Source organism: Calditerricola satsumensis, from assembly GCF_014646935.1.
Classification (GTDB): Bacteria; Bacillota; Bacilli; order Calditerricolales; family Calditerricolaceae; genus Calditerricola; species Calditerricola satsumensis.
In genome coordinates, this window is record NZ_BMOF01000009.1 from 23,117 (window position 1) to 41,634 (window position 18,518).

General features: G+C 52.0%; 19 protein-coding genes. All 19 read right to left on the reverse strand.

Annotated features, from left to right (window positions below):
- Positions 1-2: 2 nt before the first annotated feature.
- The 19 genes from IEX61_RS03550 to IEX61_RS03635 all read right to left on the reverse strand — a co-directional run bounded on the left by IEX61_RS03550 (position 3) and on the right by IEX61_RS03635 (position 18,495).
- Positions 3-1,727: a phospho-sugar mutase gene (locus IEX61_RS03550; RefSeq protein ID WP_188816822.1), complete on the reverse strand. Its 1,725-nt coding sequence runs from the start codon at positions 1,725-1,727 to the stop codon at positions 3-5.
- Positions 1,728-1,774: 47 nt separating this feature from the next.
- Positions 1,775-2,884, reverse strand: a complete 1,110-nt coding sequence (locus IEX61_RS03555) for a glycosyltransferase family 4 protein (protein WP_054668844.1) — start codon at positions 2,882-2,884, stop codon at positions 1,775-1,777.
- A 44-nt stretch (positions 2,885-2,928) separates the two neighbouring features.
- Positions 2,929-3,810, reverse strand: a complete 882-nt coding sequence (locus IEX61_RS03560; protein ID WP_218185331.1) for a glycosyltransferase family 4 protein — start codon at positions 3,808-3,810, stop codon at positions 2,929-2,931.
- A 251-nt stretch (positions 3,811-4,061) separates the two neighbouring features.
- A complete protein-coding gene (locus IEX61_RS03565; protein ID WP_083462774.1) occupies positions 4,062-5,363 on the reverse strand; it encodes an O-antigen polymerase in 1,302 nt (433 codons plus the stop codon).
- 494 nt (positions 5,364-5,857) lie between these two features.
- Positions 5,858-5,989 (reverse strand): hypothetical protein, encoded by a 132-nt coding sequence (locus IEX61_RS12615; RefSeq protein ID WP_268238377.1) that lies wholly within the window; start codon positions 5,987-5,989, stop codon positions 5,858-5,860.
- Positions 5,990-6,143: 154 nt separating this feature from the next.
- Positions 6,144-7,178 carry a glycosyltransferase family 2 protein gene (locus IEX61_RS03570; RefSeq protein ID WP_172673427.1) on the reverse strand — a complete coding sequence of 345 codons (1,035 nt, stop codon included), beginning with the start codon at positions 7,176-7,178 and terminating at the stop codon, positions 6,144-6,146.
- Positions 7,175-8,560, reverse strand: coding sequence for an oligosaccharide flippase family protein (locus IEX61_RS03575; RefSeq protein ID WP_188816813.1), 1,386 nt, complete (start codon positions 8,558-8,560; stop codon positions 7,175-7,177). The genes IEX61_RS03570 and IEX61_RS03575 overlap by 4 nt, the downstream gene beginning before the upstream one ends.
- 50 nt (positions 8,561-8,610) lie before the next feature.
- Positions 8,611-9,597 (reverse strand): UDP-glucuronic acid decarboxylase family protein, encoded by a 987-nt coding sequence (locus IEX61_RS03580; protein ID WP_229725666.1) that lies wholly within the window; start codon positions 9,595-9,597, stop codon positions 8,611-8,613.
- Positions 9,598-9,691: 94 nt separating this feature from the next.
- Positions 9,692-11,053 (reverse strand): UDP-glucose dehydrogenase family protein, encoded by a 1,362-nt coding sequence (locus IEX61_RS03585; protein WP_054668843.1) that lies wholly within the window; start codon positions 11,051-11,053, stop codon positions 9,692-9,694.
- 18 nt (positions 11,054-11,071) lie between these two features.
- The gene (gene galU / locus IEX61_RS03590; RefSeq protein ID WP_054668842.1) at positions 11,072-11,971 is read right to left on the reverse strand and encodes a UTP--glucose-1-phosphate uridylyltransferase GalU; all 900 of its coding nucleotides are present in this window, start codon (positions 11,969-11,971) and stop codon (positions 11,072-11,074) included.
- 653 nt (positions 11,972-12,624) lie between these two features.
- Positions 12,625-13,059, reverse strand: coding sequence for a 3-hydroxyacyl-ACP dehydratase FabZ (gene fabZ / locus IEX61_RS03595; RefSeq protein WP_054668841.1), 435 nt, complete (start codon positions 13,057-13,059; stop codon positions 12,625-12,627).
- A gap of 220 nt (positions 13,060-13,279) precedes the next feature.
- Complete coding sequence (locus IEX61_RS03600) at positions 13,280-13,795, reverse strand: CDP-alcohol phosphatidyltransferase family protein (protein WP_054668840.1); 516 nt, start codon at positions 13,793-13,795, stop codon at positions 13,280-13,282.
- Positions 13,796-13,962: 167 nt separating this feature from the next.
- The gene (locus tag IEX61_RS03605) at positions 13,963-14,871 is read right to left on the reverse strand and encodes a flagellar hook-basal body protein (protein WP_188816814.1); all 909 of its coding nucleotides are present in this window, start codon (positions 14,869-14,871) and stop codon (positions 13,963-13,965) included.
- A 16-nt stretch (positions 14,872-14,887) separates the two neighbouring features.
- Complete coding sequence (locus IEX61_RS03610) at positions 14,888-16,027, reverse strand: flagellar hook-basal body protein (RefSeq protein ID WP_229725662.1); 1,140 nt, start codon at positions 16,025-16,027, stop codon at positions 14,888-14,890.
- Between the two features lie 131 nt (positions 16,028-16,158).
- Positions 16,159-16,455, reverse strand: coding sequence for a sporulation transcriptional regulator SpoIIID (gene spoIIID, locus IEX61_RS03615; RefSeq protein WP_054672212.1), 297 nt, complete (start codon positions 16,453-16,455; stop codon positions 16,159-16,161).
- A 223-nt stretch (positions 16,456-16,678) separates the two neighbouring features.
- Positions 16,679-16,876, reverse strand: a complete 198-nt coding sequence (locus IEX61_RS03620) for a hypothetical protein (RefSeq protein ID WP_054672215.1) — start codon at positions 16,874-16,876, stop codon at positions 16,679-16,681.
- 99 nt (positions 16,877-16,975) lie between these two features.
- Positions 16,976-17,437, reverse strand: a complete 462-nt coding sequence (locus IEX61_RS03625; protein WP_172673572.1) for a PIN domain-containing protein — start codon at positions 17,435-17,437, stop codon at positions 16,976-16,978.
- Positions 17,409-17,630 carry a hypothetical protein gene (locus IEX61_RS03630; RefSeq protein WP_157057805.1) on the reverse strand — a complete coding sequence of 74 codons (222 nt, stop codon included), beginning with the start codon at positions 17,628-17,630 and terminating at the stop codon, positions 17,409-17,411. Before IEX61_RS03630 ends, IEX61_RS03625 begins: the two co-directional genes overlap by 29 nt.
- Before the next feature lie 127 nt (positions 17,631-17,757).
- Positions 17,758-18,495 carry a M23 family metallopeptidase gene (locus tag IEX61_RS03635; RefSeq protein ID WP_083463059.1) on the reverse strand — a complete coding sequence of 246 codons (738 nt, stop codon included), beginning with the start codon at positions 18,493-18,495 and terminating at the stop codon, positions 17,758-17,760.
- Positions 18,496-18,518 lie beyond the last annotated feature (23 nt).

Genomic DNA, 18,518 nt, shown 5'->3' on the forward strand with positions numbered 1-18,518 from the left:
TCTTACGGACGATTAACCACCGGGAGATTCATCATGCGCAAAGCATCCGCTTTTACCGCTTCGAGCCGTCGATGGGCGTCTGTCTCGTTCTTCCCCGTTACTGAGAAATAGATTTTTAGCTTGGGTTCCGTACCCGAGGGTCGGACCATGACAAAGCCGCGATCGGCAAATCGGAAATGCAACACGTTGGCCTTGCCCAGTTCAAGCGGATACTCCCGACCGGTGGCCACTTCCAGTCCCACGCCCACCTGGTAATCGTCAATATAGGCGACCGGAATACCCCCAAACGAGGTTGGCGGTTCCCGGCGGAGTTGCTCCATGATGGCGGCAATCTGGACCTGCCCTTCCTTGCCGGGCAGCGTTACAGAATGCAAGTCTTCAAGGAAACAGCCACACTTGGCCCATATGGCCTGAAGAGCGTCATACAGCGTCCGTCCATGGGCCTTGTGATACGCTACCGCTTCCGCCACCAACAGCGCAGCCATAACGGCATCCTTGTCGCGCACGAAAGTGGCACCCAAGTAACCGTAGCTCTCCTCATAGCCAAAGAGGAACGTATGCGTCCCTGTTTCTTCAAACTCACGAATCTTGTCGCCGATGAACTTAAACCCCGTGTGGGTGTTGAGCAGCTCCACCCCGTATTCCCGGCAGAGAGGTTCAATCATGTAGGATGTCGCAATGGTTTTGATCACTGCGCCGTTGGGAGGCAGTGTGCCCTTTGCTTTTCGGGTAGAGAGAATGAAATCGACCAGAATGGCCCCCACCTGATTGCCGTTAAGCAAACGGTAGTTGCCGTTCCGGTCTCGCACCATAACGCCCAATCGGTCGGCGTCGGGATCGGTAGCCAAGATCACATCGGACTGCTCCTCGGCGGCAATCCGAAGGGCCAGCTGAAACACCTCGGGTTCCTCCGGGTTGGGGCATTTGACTGTTGAAAAATTGGGATCTGGGTGCTCCTGCTCTTTAACCACAGTAACCGGATACCCCGCCTCGGTCAGCACCGTGCGAACCGGGATGTTTCCGGTACCGTGAAGCGGTGTATAGAGAATGCGGCAGGCGGCTCGCTGTTCCGGAGTCGTGGTTACAAGGCCAAGCAGCCGATCATAGTACTTGCGGTCGATTTCGGGCGGGACCGGCTTGAGGAATCCCTTGGCCCTTGCCTCTTCTTCCGGCATCGGGTGAATTTTGGTGATGTCTTCAATGGCTCGGATGGCGGCTTGGATGGCTGCCGCCCGCTCTGGTGGAATCTGGCCACCATCCTCCCAGTATACCTTATAGCCGTTGTACTCAGGCGGGTTGTGGCTTGCCGTGATGACGATGCCAGCGATGGTGCCAAGCTCTCGAACGGCAAAGGAGAGCATAGGTGTTGGGCGAAGGCTATCCCAAAGGTACGCTAAAATGCCATTAGTGTTTAAGGTAAGGGCCGCTTCCAACGCAAATTCCCTTGAACACTGACGGGAATCGTAAGCGATCACCACGCCGCGAGCGGCCGCTGCTGGACCGAAGGAATGGATATAGTTTGATAGTCCTTGTGTCGCATGACGGACGGTGTACCGGTTTATACGGTTGGTTCCAGCGCCAATGAGCCCGCGAAGCCCGCCGGTACCGAACTCGAGATAGCGGTAGAAGCGGTCTTCGATTTCTTTTCTTTCTCCTATGGAAACCAATTCTTGACGGATTGTTTCATCAAAATATGGATCTTCCAGCCATAAACGGTAGAGTTTCATATAATCCAACTCAAAACACCTCCATATATGGCAAAAAGTCCGGTTAATTATTTCATATTTTTCAAAACTTGCTCTACTACCTCAGAAAATTCTTTGCGGAACCGTGTGACACTGAAACGTTCCGCATTTTTCCTAATCCTCTTGGGGTCGAAGCAATCAATGCTCGCTTCAAACTCTGCTACAGCTTTAATCAGGCTCTCCGGCGTCTGTTCCTCAAAAAAGAGACCCGTCTCACCGGGCAAGACCGTTTCCGTTACCCCTCCTTTTCCATAAGCAATTACCGGTGTACCACACGCTTGGGCTTCTACCGGCGCAATACCAAAATCTTCCTCAGCGGCGAATATAAACGCACGTGCCCTTTGCATATAGTCTCGTAATACATCAAATGGCTGGTAACCTAAAAGTTCTATGTTAGGACCAGCCTTGGATCGAACCTTCTCAAAATCAGGCCCGTCACCTATAACGACAAGTTTTTTATCAGGCATGCGCGAGAACGCTTCTACAATGAGATCCATTTTTTTATAGGGGACCATTCGCGATGCGGTTAGGTAAAAATCTTCTTTATCCATTTTTAGGGAAAAAGCCTCAACATCTACTGGCGGGTAAACAACGACAGCTTCTCGTCGGTAGGTCTTCCAAATTCGCCGAGCTATAAACTTTGAATTCGCCACAAAAACATCTACACCGTTAGCCGTACGGACATCCCACATACGCAACCGGTGCAACATCCAACGTGCTATTAATCCTATTATTCCTTTATCAAGGCCTGACTCCCTCAAGTATTGATGTTGAAGATCCCACGCATACCGAATAGGAGAATGGCAGTAACAAATGTGTATCTGGTCCGGACCGGTTATGACGCCTTTAGCAACCGCGTGAGAGCTTGAAATAATAAGGTCGTAGGATGAAAGGTCAAATTGTTCAATCGCAAGAGGCATAAGAGGAAGATAATGACGATATTTTTTTCTAGCAAAGGGTAAACTCTGAATAAAAGACGTATATACTTTTTTGTTTTGAATAAAATCACGTTGATTTTTTGGTAAAAAATCAACCAATGTAAAAAGATCAGCATTAGGAAAGAGCAGGAGGAATTGTTCTAATACTTTTTCAGCACCAGCATAAACTATTAACCAGTCATGCACAATTGCTATACGCACTTTTCATATCAACCCCTTACGTTATTCACACAAACTATACTACATTACGCTCCTACTTCTTTCAGCACACGCCAGGTTAATTCAGCTGTACGATCCCATGTGAAAAGCTTAGACCGTTCAAGCCCGGATTTTCGCAAGTTTTCCCGGAATATGCGATCTTCCATCACTTTAAGAATTCCCGTCGCAATTGACTCTTCACAATAAGGATCAACCAATAAGGCCGCATCACCGACGACTTCAGGAAGCGCGCTAATGTTAGATGTTATCACCGGGGTTCCACATGCCATAGCTTCTAACGGCGGTAGACCAAAACCTTCATAGAGGGAGGGATAGACAAAGACTTCAGCCCCGCTGTATAAAACAGGAAGGTCTTTGTCCTTAACATAACCTATGAGCCGTACATTAGCAGGCACATGATCAAAACCAAGAGAGCGAAATACTTTTCCGTCGCTACCCGCAACAACCAAATCCACTTCTTGTAGAATAGGTTGAACTTGTTCCCAAGCCATAAAAAGTCTTCGAAGATTTTTTCTCGGTTCTAGCGAGCCAACAACCAAAATATATGGATTCATAAGCCTGAAGCGCAATCTAAGAGAGTAAATTTCTTCCTCAGATGCAGGCTTAAAACGTCGGTCTACACCGTTTGGGATTACAACGATATCCTCTTCTCTTGCACCGCCATATTCAACTAGTTGTTGTCGCGAAAACTCCGATACAGTTATTACCCGAAGTACACGACGCATCAGTCGTGGTAATAGGAAACGATACCACAATGCAAACCTTGGATCAAACCACTCTGGATGTACAAGTGTGGCTGCATCGTGGATTGTTACAACTTGTCGACTAATCGCTAGCGGGCCAGTATTAGCAGGACTCCATAAAAGACGGTTACCTACCTGTAATGGAAGCACAAATTGCTCCCACACATGCCCATAAAATCCACTAGCTCTTCTATGCGGTTTTATACAATCCACTGAATCACCAAACCGAGCCAATAGTTCAAGAGTGTAACGTTGCACACCCGTTACTCTACTATTAAGGTTCCTAATATTAACGATACATCTATACACTATTACTCCTCCCTGAATGTTGGTATTGGGTCCACTACCTCTGTTCCGGAGGATGGATGGCCCTTCCCTCTTTCCGGCCACCCGTTTTTACATCATACTATTAGACTTCACGCATATAAGTTGGCATTACTTTTATTGATCATTTTAGAGTTATCTCTAGTTGAAAAAGTCGCCTTTTGTCTTCCAACTGTAAGTAAGAAAAGCACAACCAGTAGTGCTATAAAAGTAGGGAACGATCTACTACTTGTCCAATAAAGTATACGGGGTAATTCTAATAAACCTATAAACCAGATAGGATATATGAACAATCCAAAAATACTACCCTCTGTAAACCATTTATAAAGAATCCCTGTGATGAAACCAAGCAAAACCCATACGAAAAGGCCTCCAAAAATACCGAAATCGACAATCGGAAGCAGAATACCACTTGGGTTATTAAACTCAGGATTTGCATACAAAAACAGTAATGAATCATATAATTCACTGATATCTACATTTGCTATGTCTGTATACGAAAAAATTTGCTTAAGGACTGGAAACCTCCAAAACCACTCAAAGGTAAAATAAGGTAAATCTAAACCATCTGGAATGCTTTTAGTCAACAAAATTCCATTATTAATAGCAGTTAAGTAATAACCTATCAAACGTTGATAAACAAACTCTCCATACGAGTCCATATAAAATGTATAAGCATTAACCCACGATCGGAAATACTCAAAACTACTAAACAGTCCAATCACAATAGCAACAATTCCAAGTGGTAATAAAGAAACCCACTTAGGACGATTGGTTAAAAGGCGCACATAAACAACTAGCCCCGGAATAAACAGTTCAATTAATGCTAACCGTTCCGAAAAAAAGAAGGCCCGAAGGATCGTCAACCCTAATACAATGAGCAAACCTTTGCAAACTTTTGCCCAACCTTGCCTAACCCCAATATATACAGCCAGAACTATATAACATGGTCCAAATTGAACAAGACTTGTCAAACCAGGAATCGTGCGAAAATATTCCTGCTTAAGGGAATAGATAATCCCTTTTTCTCCTTTTAGTACTCCTTCTGCTAAGCTTATTGAAAAACCTCGGCTATAAGCAGCATAAAACCAGGCACTATAACCAATTAATATAAGAATTAGGAGAACTCGAGCAACGATAATGAGAAATTTATCAGGATTAAATAACAACCACTGGGGTTTCTTGCGTGTCTTAATTCCTAATGCTAATAACAACCCCAACGTGAACATTAGTAGAGTACTAATTGACATAATTGCAGTATCAAAGTCTATCCATTTTGGGGTACCCCAAGCTGAATAATACATCTCATCAGAGGTAACTAGTGCAATTATAATTAGACAACTAGTTCCTAACACATACCAGACAGGATGTAACCACCATATTTTTACTTTCATGTTAATTATCACCTTACCTCAATGATTAACCCTTTTTCACCGTTTTGCTCACTCATTCGCACGTTTTCTCCCTCGACGAGGTTGTGTTATTTTCCTATTTGCATCTTTTTCGTTTAATATCGGGTTACGGAGATGCTACCGAGGTAAAGAGTCGATCAAACTACCATTTATCAGCCAACGGAAGGCCTCCCCTTTTCCCTCGCGGCTACCCTCCCATGTCTCACAGGATCTTGTGCCCACCACATTCCTTCGTCCAACCTGTCGAGGGAGGAGGCCACTTTTGCTCCTAGGCAGGGTCTCAGCCCGAATGGATTCAATTCCTGGCTCTCTGCATGCACAAATGAGTGAGAAGGGATCAAGGCAATTGTCACCCCATCCAGTAATGGCCGGTCGGCTCCACATGCCGACCAAGACGTTCCCCAGCTCGTGATTCGCCCACAGCTTTTGGATCCACTGCAAGAGCACCTCAAACCCTTCAAGACGGTTGTCAAAGGTCAGTGATTCGCCAAGCATTTGTCCGCGCGCCAGTTGATCGCGCGTGCCACGTGTTTTTGGGACGCGATGTCAACGGCGACGATGAGCGTGGAATCGTTAATGGTGGTAAGCTTGCGCTTTTGTGCTATCATAGGGATACTACCTCCTGATTTTCGTGGTGGTGGATGCTTCTTCTGACACCACCACTATATCAGGAGGTTTTCGTTTTGTTCAAACCCCCGTTTGTTTCATTACAGGAATGCTCCTTGAAAAATCACACAAATCGTCCATGTCGAATACAGTACATCACGACTTTGGTCTTCTTTTAAAAACCCATGCCCAAAAAGCTAATCGTCTAGCTACTGAACGGGGAAATAAAACCATGCTCAGAAAATAAGCCATATAAGTCACACGCTTTAGTGGAGAAAGCCACGGATTTACAAAAGTTGCCTTAAGGGCATGGTATAATAACCTTAGAGCAGTATCCATAGAAAAGGGATACTCATCTGGAGCCATACACAGTAATTCTATGCGAGACCTTACGTGAAAAATATTTCTTAGCATAAAATCTGAAGGAATCCTATTTAATTCTCCACAATTATTAAAGTAGTCTCGCAACAGATTTTCCTTTTGATAGTCACGCAATAAATTATCGCGTAGCCGCTTTACAAGCCGCTTTACATCGATATGATCTAAACTACAAAAATAATTGTTGGAATCATGAATCCTATAAAGTCCTAGCGGCTGGTTAAGCGACACTATATCACCATGTAGAACAGACAATAGGTTTAGATAGCCATCCGCACATATACGCCATTCGTTCTCTGGCATTGGAAGAACGGAGTCGAGAAAACTCCTCGCAAACGCGTTACCGCTGGTTGGTGGGTACAGATATGTTCCCGCAGAAAGCAAGATAGGTTTCAAATTGCCAGAATGCATCTGAGAACTCGGTATCACACCCTGCACCATACCATACTGATCCACTATCTTAAGCCGGTATTGCACTTTGCTCAACCCAGTTCGCCACACATTCACTATTTTTCTTACTGTATCTGGAAAAAGTTCATCATCTGCATCCAGAAAAATAATAATATCCCCCCTGCTAACGGCAAACCCCGCATTGAATGCCGAAGCCTGTCCCCCATTTTCTTTTAGGACCGGTACGATGCGGTCTCCGTACTCTGCAATGATCTCCCGCGAATTGTCTATAGAACCGTCGTCCACCACTATGACTTCGGTATGAGGATAAGTCTGGTTCAACGCGCTTTCAATGGCTTCGCGCAGAAAGTGACCGTAATTGTAGTTGTTAATGATAATGCTTACCAGGGGCTTGTCATTCACGACGATGCTATCCCCCTTACCATCCGTATGTAGATTTGGAACTCGCGCCATGTACCTGGCCACAACATGAGCGCAACCATGGCAAGATTGCACGTCCATCCTAGCACGGGTGAAAATAAGGCCAAAACAAACGCGAAGAACCATTTTCCGGCCTTCCGATAAGAAGGCGCATAAACTCTTTTTAAAACATACCAGTGAATAATGGCATAGCTCAATAACGCAACGACCTCAGCCCAACCATATCCAACCAAACCCAATCGTGGTACCAACAAATAGGCCGAACCTGCAAAGAAAACAATGTGGACAATATGAAAAGCAGTGACATCAAGATTATAACGCAGCACGTATAATGCCGACGAGTGAAGATTAAACATCGCGTTGGCCAGGTAGCTGAGCGCAATAAACGGGTAAACCTCCAGGACCGGGAGCCACTGCGGCCCAAACAACAAGGGAACTAACCACGGTGCTGCCCACCCAAAAACCACCAGAATGGGTCCTAACGCCAGAATCTGCAATTGCATGCCTTCGGTTATCGCCTGAGTTAAACGCTTTACATCACCTTGCAACTTTGCTAGCACGGCAATGGAAAGCCGCCAGGTCGCCGACTTTACAAAGCTGAGCGTTTCAACCATTCGAATGGTTAGCGCCACATATCCTACCATTTCCGCACCGCCAAACCGACCAACGATAACGGGATTGACCAGCGTGCGGAGCTGCCATACCCATATCGATGCGGAGTAAGAAAGTCCATAGCCCACCATTTCTCGAAACAAGTTGTGATTCCAGTATAACCGTGGGCGGTATCGCGATGCCCTGTAATACAGGCCGCAGATGAACGTCTGCTGGGCCCACCAGCCGGCTACCGGTGCCCACATACCAAACCCGCTGAAAGCCAGAGGAAGAGCAATCAGGTAGAAGGTAATCTGCCCCAAAAGTTCAATCATCGCAACCTGGCGGTATTGCAAACCCCGTTCTAATCGTGCTAGAGCCGGTAGGCTGAGCAAATTCAGCAAAAGTCCCAAAAAAACCGTTCTGGCAACCGAAGTGAATGTGGGGAGGCGAACCCACGACTCAAGTAATGGCGCCGCAAACCATGCCAAAACGGTAAACATCCCGCCGAGAACCAGCAAAAAGGTAAAAGCCTGATGATAGGCTTCTTCTTTTATCTCGCCTTCCCGCCGGATGAGGTAAACGCCAATCCCCCATTGACTAAGGGAATGGAGGTAAGCGTAAACGCCCAGTACTCCAGCGTATATCCCGTAGGCTTGAGGACCAATCGTTCGGGTAAGTACTAATACCCCGCCTACACCGATCAGCATCCCCAGCCCTTGACGCAGGGCCAAGTAGAAACCTCCCTGAAGAACCTTTGTCCGAAGGCTCATTCGTCTTCCTCCGATGATTCAAGACCCACCAACATTGTAACGTAGTTTTGCTACCTGGTAATGGTTTCTCTCAAAACAGATGAAAAATAATCCAGCGTAATGCGCAAGCCCTTCTCCAGAGGAGTTACGGGTTCCCAATTCAATACACGTTTTGCCTTGCTGATGTCCGGACATCTCTTCCGGGGATCATCGGGAGGCAAGGGTTTATACACAACATTTAATTCGACTCCACAAATTTGGGCAATAAGCCGGGCAAACTCCAGGATGGAATACTCCTCTGGATTTCCGATGTTAAAGACCTCGCCTTTCGTCCCGTGACAGGTCATAGCCCGGAAGATGCCTTCCACCTCATCCTGCACAAAAACGAAGCTCCGCGTTTGAGAACCGTCACCGTAAACGGTAAGCGGCTCGCCTCGCAAGGCCTGACAGATGAAGTTGGGCACCACCCGACCGTCATTGATCTGCATGCGCGGGCCATAGGTATTGAAAATCCGCACGATGCGAACGTCGAGATCGTAACGGCGATGGTATTCCATGGTTAAAGCTTCAGCAAAGCGTTTGCTCTCGTCGTAGCAGGCACGCTCTCCGATTGGATTTACATTACCCCAGTACTCTTCCGGTTGCGGGTGCACCTGCGGATCCCCATAGGCCTCCGACGTGCTCGCCAAAAGAAACTTCGCATTGTGCGCGAGAGCAAGGTCAAGCATTTTCTTCGTACCGATAGCGTTCACCATCATCGTTTCAATACTGAGGCGACGGTAATCCTTCGGGCTAGCTGGGCTGGCCAAGTGCCAGACATAATCGTACTTCAAATCCGGTAACTCCATTTCTCCGGTAATGTCCCCAGCGACAAAGAGAAAATCATTTCGAGAAATGACGTGATCCAGGTTTTTGAGATTACCCGTACTGAGGTTGTCTACCCCCACCACAAAATGTTCTTCAGCCAGCAACCGGTCCACCAGATGGCTCCCCAAAAACCCGGCAGCCCCAGTGATGAGGGATACTGGTTTCTTTTCGTGCTGGAATTCCATTTTCATCTTATCCAAAACCCATCTCCTCCGGTATCTCACCACAAAATTGACTAAATCGCAACCCGTGGATTTAAAGCAAGATGCTGCGATTGGACCCTACTTACTTTGTTGAAGTTATAGGTTCTGTTATAGGTTTTAAAGAAACCTTTGTCTTACGCCCCACACCAATATACGTTAAACCAGCTTCATAGGCACGATTGGGAGAAAACCCATTACGAAAGTCAAAGAGAACAGGCGTTGCCATCTTCTGCGCAACGAGATGCAGATCAAGACCTAAGAACTCCGGCCATTCCGTCAAAAGAAGTACGGCATCGGCACCATCAACACAGGAAAGGGCATCCGACGCGTAGCGAACCCGTTGATCCAGTACTCGTTGGGCTTGGGGCATCGCAATCGGATCATATGCCACCACTTCAGCACCCTCACGAAGCAGGCAATGGATAACGTCAATCGCCGGAGCCTCCCGCATGTCGTCCGTTCCAGGCTTGAAGGCTAGCCCCCAAACCGCAATCCGCTTGCCTTCCAGAGAACCTCCGAAATGCTGAATAACCTTTTCTACCTGGCGAATCCGCTGCTGGCGATTTACCTCATCAACGGACTCCAAAATCCGCAGTTGGTATCCGGCATCCTTGCCCGTTTTGATTAAAGCCTTGACGTCCTTTGGAAAACACGAGCCGCCGTAGCCAATCCCCGCTGCCAAAAAAGCGGGTCCGATTCGCGTATCCGTACCGATTCCTCGCCGTACGCTCTCAATATCCGCACCCACTAACTCACATAGATTCGCGATTTCGTTGATGAAGGAAATTTTCGTGGCCAAAAACGCATTCGCTGCATACTTGGTCATTTCCGCCGAAGCCCTGTCCATTAAGAGAATGCGTTCTTTCGGCACAATTTTCTCGTAGAGCATAGCAACGCGTTCTCCCACTTCGGCGGTATCAGCGCCAATCACAACGCGGTCAGGCTGCATAAAGTCCGTAACCGCCGTTCCTTCACGTAAAAATTCGGGGTTTACGACAACATGAAAGGGGATTTGCACACCTCGCTTGGCTAAAACTGCTGCCACACGCCGTTCAATTTCCACCGAAGTTCCCACGGGACAAGTCGATTTCTGAATAAGAATAAGAGGAGATTCCATCACCATTGCAATTTGCTCGGCCGCTTCAAAGATCATCGAAAGTTCAGCGCCGCCGTCTGCCGCAGTCGGAGTACCAACCGCGAGAAATACGGCCTCTGCTCCTCTTATCGCCTCAATCATACGATCTGTAAAACGAAGGCGACCGGCTGCGACATTGCGTGCAACCAATTCATCAAGGCCCTTTTCATAAATTGGGATGACACCATTATTGAGTAGAGAAATTTTTTCTTTATCACGGTCCATGCAAACGACACGATGACCGAGTTCTGCCAAACACGCTCCTGTAACAAGACCAACATAACCTGTACCAATTACCGCTATGTCCACGACTGTTGTTCCTCCTTATTATCCTTTTACCTCACCCGTTACAACCGCACGCGATCCAACCAACAACTCTTCCAGGAATCTACGAAACGGTGCTCCAACATCTTGCCGTGCAAGCGCCAATTCAACCGTGGCCTGCAAGTATCCTAACTTATCGCCCACATCGTAACGCTTGCTAACTGGCTCATAGGCATATACAGGGGTAGACTGATTCAGCAGCCGCAAGCCGTCCGTCAGTTGAATTTCCCCATTTCGCCCCGGCTCCAGATGTTCGAGGATATCAAAGATTGCGGGATCGAGGACATATCGGCCGATGATGGCTAAATTCGACGGTGCTTCCGTAACCGATGGCTTTTCGATCAAATCGTGTGCATAATAGAGCCGGTTTTCAATCTTTTTTGGTGCGATAATACCGTATCGTGATACGTCATTTACAGGGACCTCTTGAACCGCGATCACCGAACCTCCCACTCGCGAATACACCTCAATTAACTCTGCCAAACAGGGCTTCTCCCCAACAAACACCTCATCCCCAAGCAATACCGCAAACGGCTCGTTGCCAATATGCCGCCTCGCTTGATAAATGGCGTGCCCCAAGCCAAGCGGTTCCTTTTGTCGAATGAAATGGATGTCTGCCAACTGACCGATTTCCTGAACCGTTGCCAATAATTCCTCTTTATTATTTTGGCGAAGGAAATATTCCAATTCAACCGATCGATCAAAATGGTCTTCAATGGCCCTCTTTCCGCGGCCAGTAACGATGAGGATGTCCTCGATGCCCGAAGCAATCGCTTCTTCGATGACATATTGAATAATCGGCTTGTCCACCAGCGGCAACATTTCCTTCGGCTGCGCCTTGGTGGCCGGCAGGAAACGGGTGCCCCAGCCCGCCGCGGGAATGACCGCCTTTCGGACGCGCATCGTAACCCCCCTAACCGAAACCGATTTGGGTTCCTTGCCCGTTCATTGCACAAAGCCCTATACTGGTTCAACACATATATGATGATCAGACGATACCATAAGCAAGGAACCCACCAATCCAAATATCACGTTGAATAAAGAATACATAATTCGTTTCACAATCTAGACGATTTCGGTAGTAAAAACGCCTTTTCATCTTTATCGCGACTCAAGCTGCGTCTGTTGCTCCGACTTGCCGTCCGCCTCTTACGTTACTCCCCGCTCGCCGGCCGGTGCCGGGTCGTGGCAGGTTTCGGTGTGCCCGGTCTTTCGCACTAGCGTTTTGCTAACGGAGAGCCGCTATCTCCGCCGGTCTATCGGAATAGACCGGTACTTACCTTTCTGCCTACACTTTTCATCAATTTTTAATGTAGGCGGTATTCCACCCCTTCCCACGGACCGGGAAATACGTCCTATTCAACACGCATTATACTCCCAGTCCCCTGGATTCGACAAGCCAGCTTTTCCAACCGCCATCCAGCCCGACCCGTATCAGCTCGACGGTAAGCGCCAGCCTTTCCTCCACGGTTGGAAAAGCGGCTTAGCATTCCTATTTTAGTGAGCGCGGCCACGTTGTCAAGAAAAAATCGCGCGATCGTCGACACCGTTCGCCCTTACGCCTCGCGGTCCCCCAACGCGAACATCAGCTCCCCTTCCGCCACAACGGTGTCGCCCACCTTGGCCACGCCGCGCCCCTTGCCGATGCTGCCGCGCACGCGGGTGAGCTCCACCTCCAGCGTGAGCACGTCGCCCGGCTTCACCTGGCTGCGGAAGCGGAAGTTGTCGATGCCGGCAAAGAAGGCGATCTTGCCGCGGTGCTCCTCGGCGGCCAAGATGGCCACGGCGCCCACCTGGGCCAGCGCCTCGACGATCAGCACGCCGGGCATGACGGGGTAGCCGGGGAAGTGGCCCTGGAAGAAAGGCTCGTTCATCGTGACGTTCTTTTGGCCCACGGCGCGCTTGCCCACGTCCAGCTCGAGGATGCGGTCGACGAGCAGGAACGGGTAGCGGTGGGGAATGATCGCCTGAATGGCCTGGACATCCAACATGAGGATCCCTCCTGTCGGTGGCAACGCTTCCTGCAGCTTTTTCGGCCGCACGCACATAGCGGGCGCGGCGCGACTCATACTAGAACTACCCTTGGCTGGCGAGAGGCGAAAGCCAATCCCGCTGGCCGAGGTTGACATAAAGGGGCATCCGGCGCAGGGGCCACGCCATGAGAGCAATGCCCCCGCGTGTCGGGATGCCCTTTGTCACGACGCGCTTCGGTCAGGTTGCGTTGATGCGCTTGTACTTGATCAGGTAATTGAAGCTCGTCACAAAGGAAAAGGCGATAACCGCCCACAGCACGTTTTCCGCGTAGGGGTAATCGAACATGATGAGCAAAAAGGTGATGTAAAAGAGCACGGTGGTCGCTTTGCCGAGGGCGTTTGCAGGGAGGGGCCTCTTGCCGTTGAGGTGAAACAGCGCCGACCCCACGATCATGCCGATGTCCCGCACGAAAAAGACCACCGCCGCCAGCCAGCTGATGCGCCCCGTGAGCACGAAGGACAGGATGACGGCGATCATCATCAGCTTGTCGGCGAGCGGGTCGAGCATGATGCCGATGTCTGTCACCTGCTTGTACTTGCGGGCCAGGTACCCGTCGATGATGTCGGTCAGCCCCGCGGTGAGGAGCACGACAAAGGCCCACTGCGTCGCGTAGGGATGGCCCGAAAAAAACACCACGAGGTAGAGCGGGACGAGGGCAAAACGGCACAGGGTCAGCAGGTTGGGGACGTTCATCGATGAAACCCTCCCTCGCGAATTCCCAACACGCTCGCGTGGGCGCGACGCCCCTCGCGAAAGGCGGTGGCCGCACCCGGGAGCGAACCGCTTTCCATTATACTACACCGCATCTCCGCGAGGGGAAAAAAGGCGATTCCCTGCGAAGGAAGGAACAATGAGCGCCTTCAGCGGCGCATCTGGTTGGCCAAACTCCACATCTCGCTGGCCATCTGCAGCGCGCGCACGTTGAGCTGGTAGGCCCGCTGGGCGGCCAGGAGGTCGGTCATCTCCTTCACCAGCTCCACATTGGAGCCCTCCAGCATGCCTTGGCGGATGGCGACACGCAGGCCATCCCCCGCACCGTTCGGATTCACCGGCACCAGTTCGCTTTCGTCGGCCGCAAAGCGGTTTTCCCCGACCGATCGCAGCCGTTCGCCGGTGGTCACCCGCCACAGGCCGATGCGCATGCCGGTGTCGATCGTCTGCCCGCCGCGCGTCACGAAGATACGCCCGGCCGCGTCAATGACGAGGTCGCGTTCGCTCACCGGCCGCCCCGACGGAAGCGGATCGAGCACGACGTACCGATCGGGGTCCCCGGGCGCGCTCCCCTGCCGCACGACAAAGTCGCCCTGCGGCGTGACGAGGGCCATGCGTCCCGAACCGTCGGGGAGGGGCGACAGGTGGAACGCCCCGACGCGGGTGAGGGCGCGGCGCACGACAGGTCGGCCGCTTTCGTCGACCACGGCTTGCCCGGCCGCGTTCCGCACCGGCTGTTCGACGAGGAAAAAGCCGTCTCCCTCGATGGCGAGGTCGAGGGGCCGGTTCGTCTGCCGGAGCGGACCGAGCGTCAGCTGAAGCGGCGTGGCGGCCAGGTGCACGCCGTAACCGACGCGGAGGCCCGGGGGCGTGCGCCGCCCGGCTTCCCGCGCGTGGTCCGGCTGGTTGTTCACCGAAGAATAGAGCAGCTCGGCAAACACGGCGTCGCGTCGCTTGTATCCCGGCGTGTCGAGATTGGCCAGATTGTGCGCCGTCACGTCGATGCGCTCCTGCAGGGCGCGCAGGGCGCCCGCGGCAATCAGGGCGGATGTGTTCACGTACGCGCCACCTCGCTCATACTTTGCCCACTTCGCCGAACAATTTTTCGAGGGTCTGGTCGTAGGCCTGCACCACGCGCTGGTTGGCCTCATAGGCGCGCAGCGCTTCCATCAGGTCGACCATCGTCTGGGCCGGATCGAGGTTCGACGCCTCGTAGAAGCCCTGTCGCACGCCGCCCTGGGCGCGCAGGGCTTCCCGCAGGCGCGCCCCCGCCGCCGTGGCCGGATCAAGGGGCACGAGGCGGTCTTCGTCCCCTTCCCAGCGGTAGTGGCCGTCCCCTTCGCGCACCATGCCGTGCGGGTCCATGGCCGCCACCAGGCCGAGCAGGCGGTCGACGAGGGGCTGGCCGCCCGGTCCGCGAACGAGCTGGCCGCGGCCGTCGACGAGGCGCACGCGCCCGTCGGCGTCGACGCGCAGCTCGCCGGTGGCGTAGGCCGCCGCCTGCGCGGGATCGGCCGGGTTGTAGAGGCGAATCGGCGCACCGGATGCGTCCAGGACGCGCGACCCGCTCGGCGTGGCCAGGTACCCGTCCGCGTCGACGGCAAAGCGCCCGGCACGCACGTAGCGCACCGCGCCGTCGGGCCGCGCAACGGCGAAAAAGAGTGTCGCTTTCTGCGGCACGCCCCCTTCCGCGAGGGTCAGGTACAGCCGGTCGTCGTACAGGGCAAGGTCGAGGGGCGAGCCCGTCTCCACCAGATCGCCCTGGCGAAAATCGCCGATGCGCTCCTGCACGTACACGCCGGTGGTCAGCGGGCCAATGACGGCTTGTCCCATCGCCAGACGCTGAGGAATGGCCGCGGACCCGATCTCCCGGGTGCGGGCCAGCAGCATCTCCGGAAAGGCCCGCTGCACCGGGCGTTCCACTTTGTATCCCGGCGTCTGGGCGTTGGCCGCGTTGAGCGCCAGCGTTTCATAGCGGCGCTCCTGCGCCACCATGCCCGATACGGCCGTGTACAGACCGCGGATCATGCGATTCCCCCCTAGGCTCCCCACAACCCGATGGGGCAGGCTTGTCCGTTCCCCTTGCGCCCGTCCGGTGGCAAAGCCAGGCTGCGCGCTGCTCTCGGTTTGGGTCTCGTCAACCTTGTCCTCGACCATCGTAACAGAAGAGGCGGTGACGACATCCCCAACGAACGGCGACATCGGTGGTTCCACCGCCTAAAACGCATGCCCGGTTGCCGCCCGGTTTCGCGCGCGCCATGTCGGCGCCGACAGCGGAATGGGAAACATCATGATGGATATTCGCTGTCGTGTAGGAAATTCCTCTTTTTTCTGCCCCCGAACCCTCACGATCGGCTTTGCGCCTGGGCGTCCGTTCCCTGCTGCTTCTTTTCCCCTTTGCCCTTGTACTTGATCTTGGTCGCTTCCCCTCCGCGAATGTGGCGAATGGACTTGTGGTATTCGAGGATTTCCTTCACTTGATTGGCCAGCTCGGGATTGATCTCCGGTAGGCGCTCGGTTAAATCCTTGTGCACGGTGCTTTTCGATACGCCGAACTTTTTGGCAATGGTGCGAACCGTGTTTCGGGTTTCCACAATGTAGCGCCCGATCTTGAGGGTTCGCTCCTTGATGTAATCGTGCACGCCCCTCGCCTCCCTCGGGTTGTGGGTTTGGTACAGTATATTGGCGATGGGCGCGCGGTATTCGATTTTCCCCAGCCAGACAAGCGATTTCGGCGGTTTGCGCTGTCCGGGGACGTGCTGGGGTAGCTGGAAAAGAAAAGCCCCTTTCCTGAACAAGGAAAGGGGCGTAAAAGGATGGAAAACGGTTAGGGGTTCCACAATGCTTCATCATGATGGCCACATTTCATTTTTCCACATCATCCGTGTTTTCCTTCAGGCTGTCCAAGAAGGCCTTTAATTCCTTCCTTGTTTTGATCGGGCCGATCGTTTTCCCCGCCTCATACGCCTTATCTGCTTCCCGTTCCCATTTTTGCCATTGCTCTGTCCAAAAGTAACCTGCTTTTTTCACCTTTCCCCCACCCTTTCCCGTTGCTACAAACATCTTATGCCTCCCCTCTTTCAGAATTAAAGCATCGATCCCTGTCAATCACGAAAGCAATCATCCCGAAAACAATGGAAAAGCCCACGTGGGCCGTTTTTGTTAACATTCTTCCTCAAATAATAATGTATCAAGCAAATCAATCAACTGCCCTGTATTATAAATTTGCAAAAATGATCGTATTTCATCAAAATCTTTATCTTGACTCCAGATGGGACAGTTTAGATAAAGAGCAAGCGCTGCGGTTGGAATATCATCGGGATCACGGTTGCCTAAATAACGCTTCGCTACGTCCCATGCCTCGCTCTCCTTTGGCGCTTGAGCTATACGCACTGGAACAAACGCCCATACGGAATAAAGATGGTTCAAAGTTAAACCCTTCTTTTTAAGTTTTTTATTTTCTGAAAAAACAGGAATATACTCCTCTACTTCTTTATGTACATCCGGAGTTGCATAAAGAATCGGTGCACAAGGGTGATTGACGACCCTTCGTGCACCTTTGCCCCCAATCACAATGGACAAAAGGACATTGGCATCAACAACGAGTTTTTCGATGCGCCTCAAAATCAGCCAATACCTCCTCTTCGGTCACCCCGGCCTCGCGCAGGATCTTTTGCACGCGATCGACCATACGATTATACATCGCTTTCTTGAATTTATCCGCTACAGCTACTTTCTTTGCTGGAAAAGCAAGACCGGAACGTACCACTTGAACACGTTGCCGCTTACGCCCACTCACCTGGCCTAGGGTTTTCACAACCCCCACCTCCCTAGTGCAGTTATTATATCACAATAGTATATCACTGCATGACGACTTGGTTACCTTCATCTGCTAGTGAACGCCAAAAAGCCCGCACGGACACTTCCGCGCGGGCCTTTCCGGATTACGACGGTTGGCCGGCTTGCGTGAGGTACTTTTGCGGATTGACCGCTTCGCCGTTTTCGCGAACCTCGAAATGGAGGTGCGGGCCCAACTCCTTCTCCAGCGCGCTTCGCCCGGCCTTGCCGATGACGTCGCCCTTCTTCACCTGGGCCCCGCTCGCCACCTTGACGTCCTCGAGGCTCATGTAGACAGTGGTCAGCTTGTCGTTGTGGCGGATTTCGACGACGTAGCCGACGAGGGGATCCTTCTCCACCCGCGTCACGGTGCCGTCGGCTGCGGCGAGGACATCAAAGGGCTTCTTGTCGGCCGTGGCCAGGTCGATGCCCGTGTTCGGGCGATAGGTGTTGTCAAACTTGACCAGGGCGCTGGCTTGTGCCGCTTTGTCGGCCTTGTCGTCGAAGAAGCCGCGCACCACCGACACGGACACGCCCGCCGGAACCGGCCACGAAAGCTGCGTCGGGGCGTTCACCGGCACCGTTTCGCCCGGCTCCTGGGCCGTCGGATGCTGCGGACCCGTCACCTCGACGCCGCCTTCGCCCTGCTCCTTGCCCTCGTCGATCACGTAGCTGTCCGGGTTCGGATACCACACGATGAGGGCCAGGATGAGAGCGGCCGCGACGAGGTACAGCGCCGGGAACGTCCACTTCTTCTTCAAAAAGGCTTTCCACCGCGACGGCGCCTGGGCCGTCGTTTTGACGTCCGTCTGGGACAGGGGGGTTTGATTCGTTTGCTTATCCATGTCCATCACCTCAGCAACCAGTT

Coding starts and splice junctions, on each gene's coding strand:
- IEX61_RS03550 (WP_188816822.1), bottom strand. CDS start 1,727: ATGAAACTCTACCGTTTATGGCTGGAAGATCCATATTTTGATGAAACA.
- IEX61_RS03565 (WP_083462774.1), bottom strand. CDS start 5,363: ATGAAAGTAAAAATATGGTGGTTACATCCTGTCTGGTATGTGTTAGGA.
- IEX61_RS12615 (WP_268238377.1), bottom strand. CDS start 5,989: ATGATAGCACAAAAGCGCAAGCTTACCACCATTAACGATTCCACGCTC.
- IEX61_RS03575 (WP_188816813.1), bottom strand. CDS start 8,560: ATGAGCCTTCGGACAAAGGTTCTTCAGGGAGGTTTCTACTTGGCCCTG.
- IEX61_RS03580 (WP_229725666.1), bottom strand. CDS start 9,597: ATGAAAATGGAATTCCAGCACGAAAAGAAACCAGTATCCCTCATCACT.
- galU (WP_054668842.1), bottom strand. CDS start 11,971: ATGCGCGTCCGAAAGGCGGTCATTCCCGCGGCGGGCTGGGGCACCCGT.
- fabZ (WP_054668841.1), bottom strand. CDS start 13,059: ATGTTGGATGTCCAGGCCATTCAGGCGATCATTCCCCACCGCTACCCG.
- IEX61_RS03600 (WP_054668840.1), bottom strand. CDS start 13,795: ATGAACGTCCCCAACCTGCTGACCCTGTGCCGTTTTGCCCTCGTCCCG.
- IEX61_RS03620 (WP_054672215.1), bottom strand. CDS start 16,876: ATGTTTGTAGCAACGGGAAAGGGTGGGGGAAAGGTGAAAAAAGCAGGT.
- IEX61_RS03635 (WP_083463059.1), bottom strand. CDS start 18,495: ATGGATAAGCAAACGAATCAAACCCCCCTGTCCCAGACGGACGTCAAA.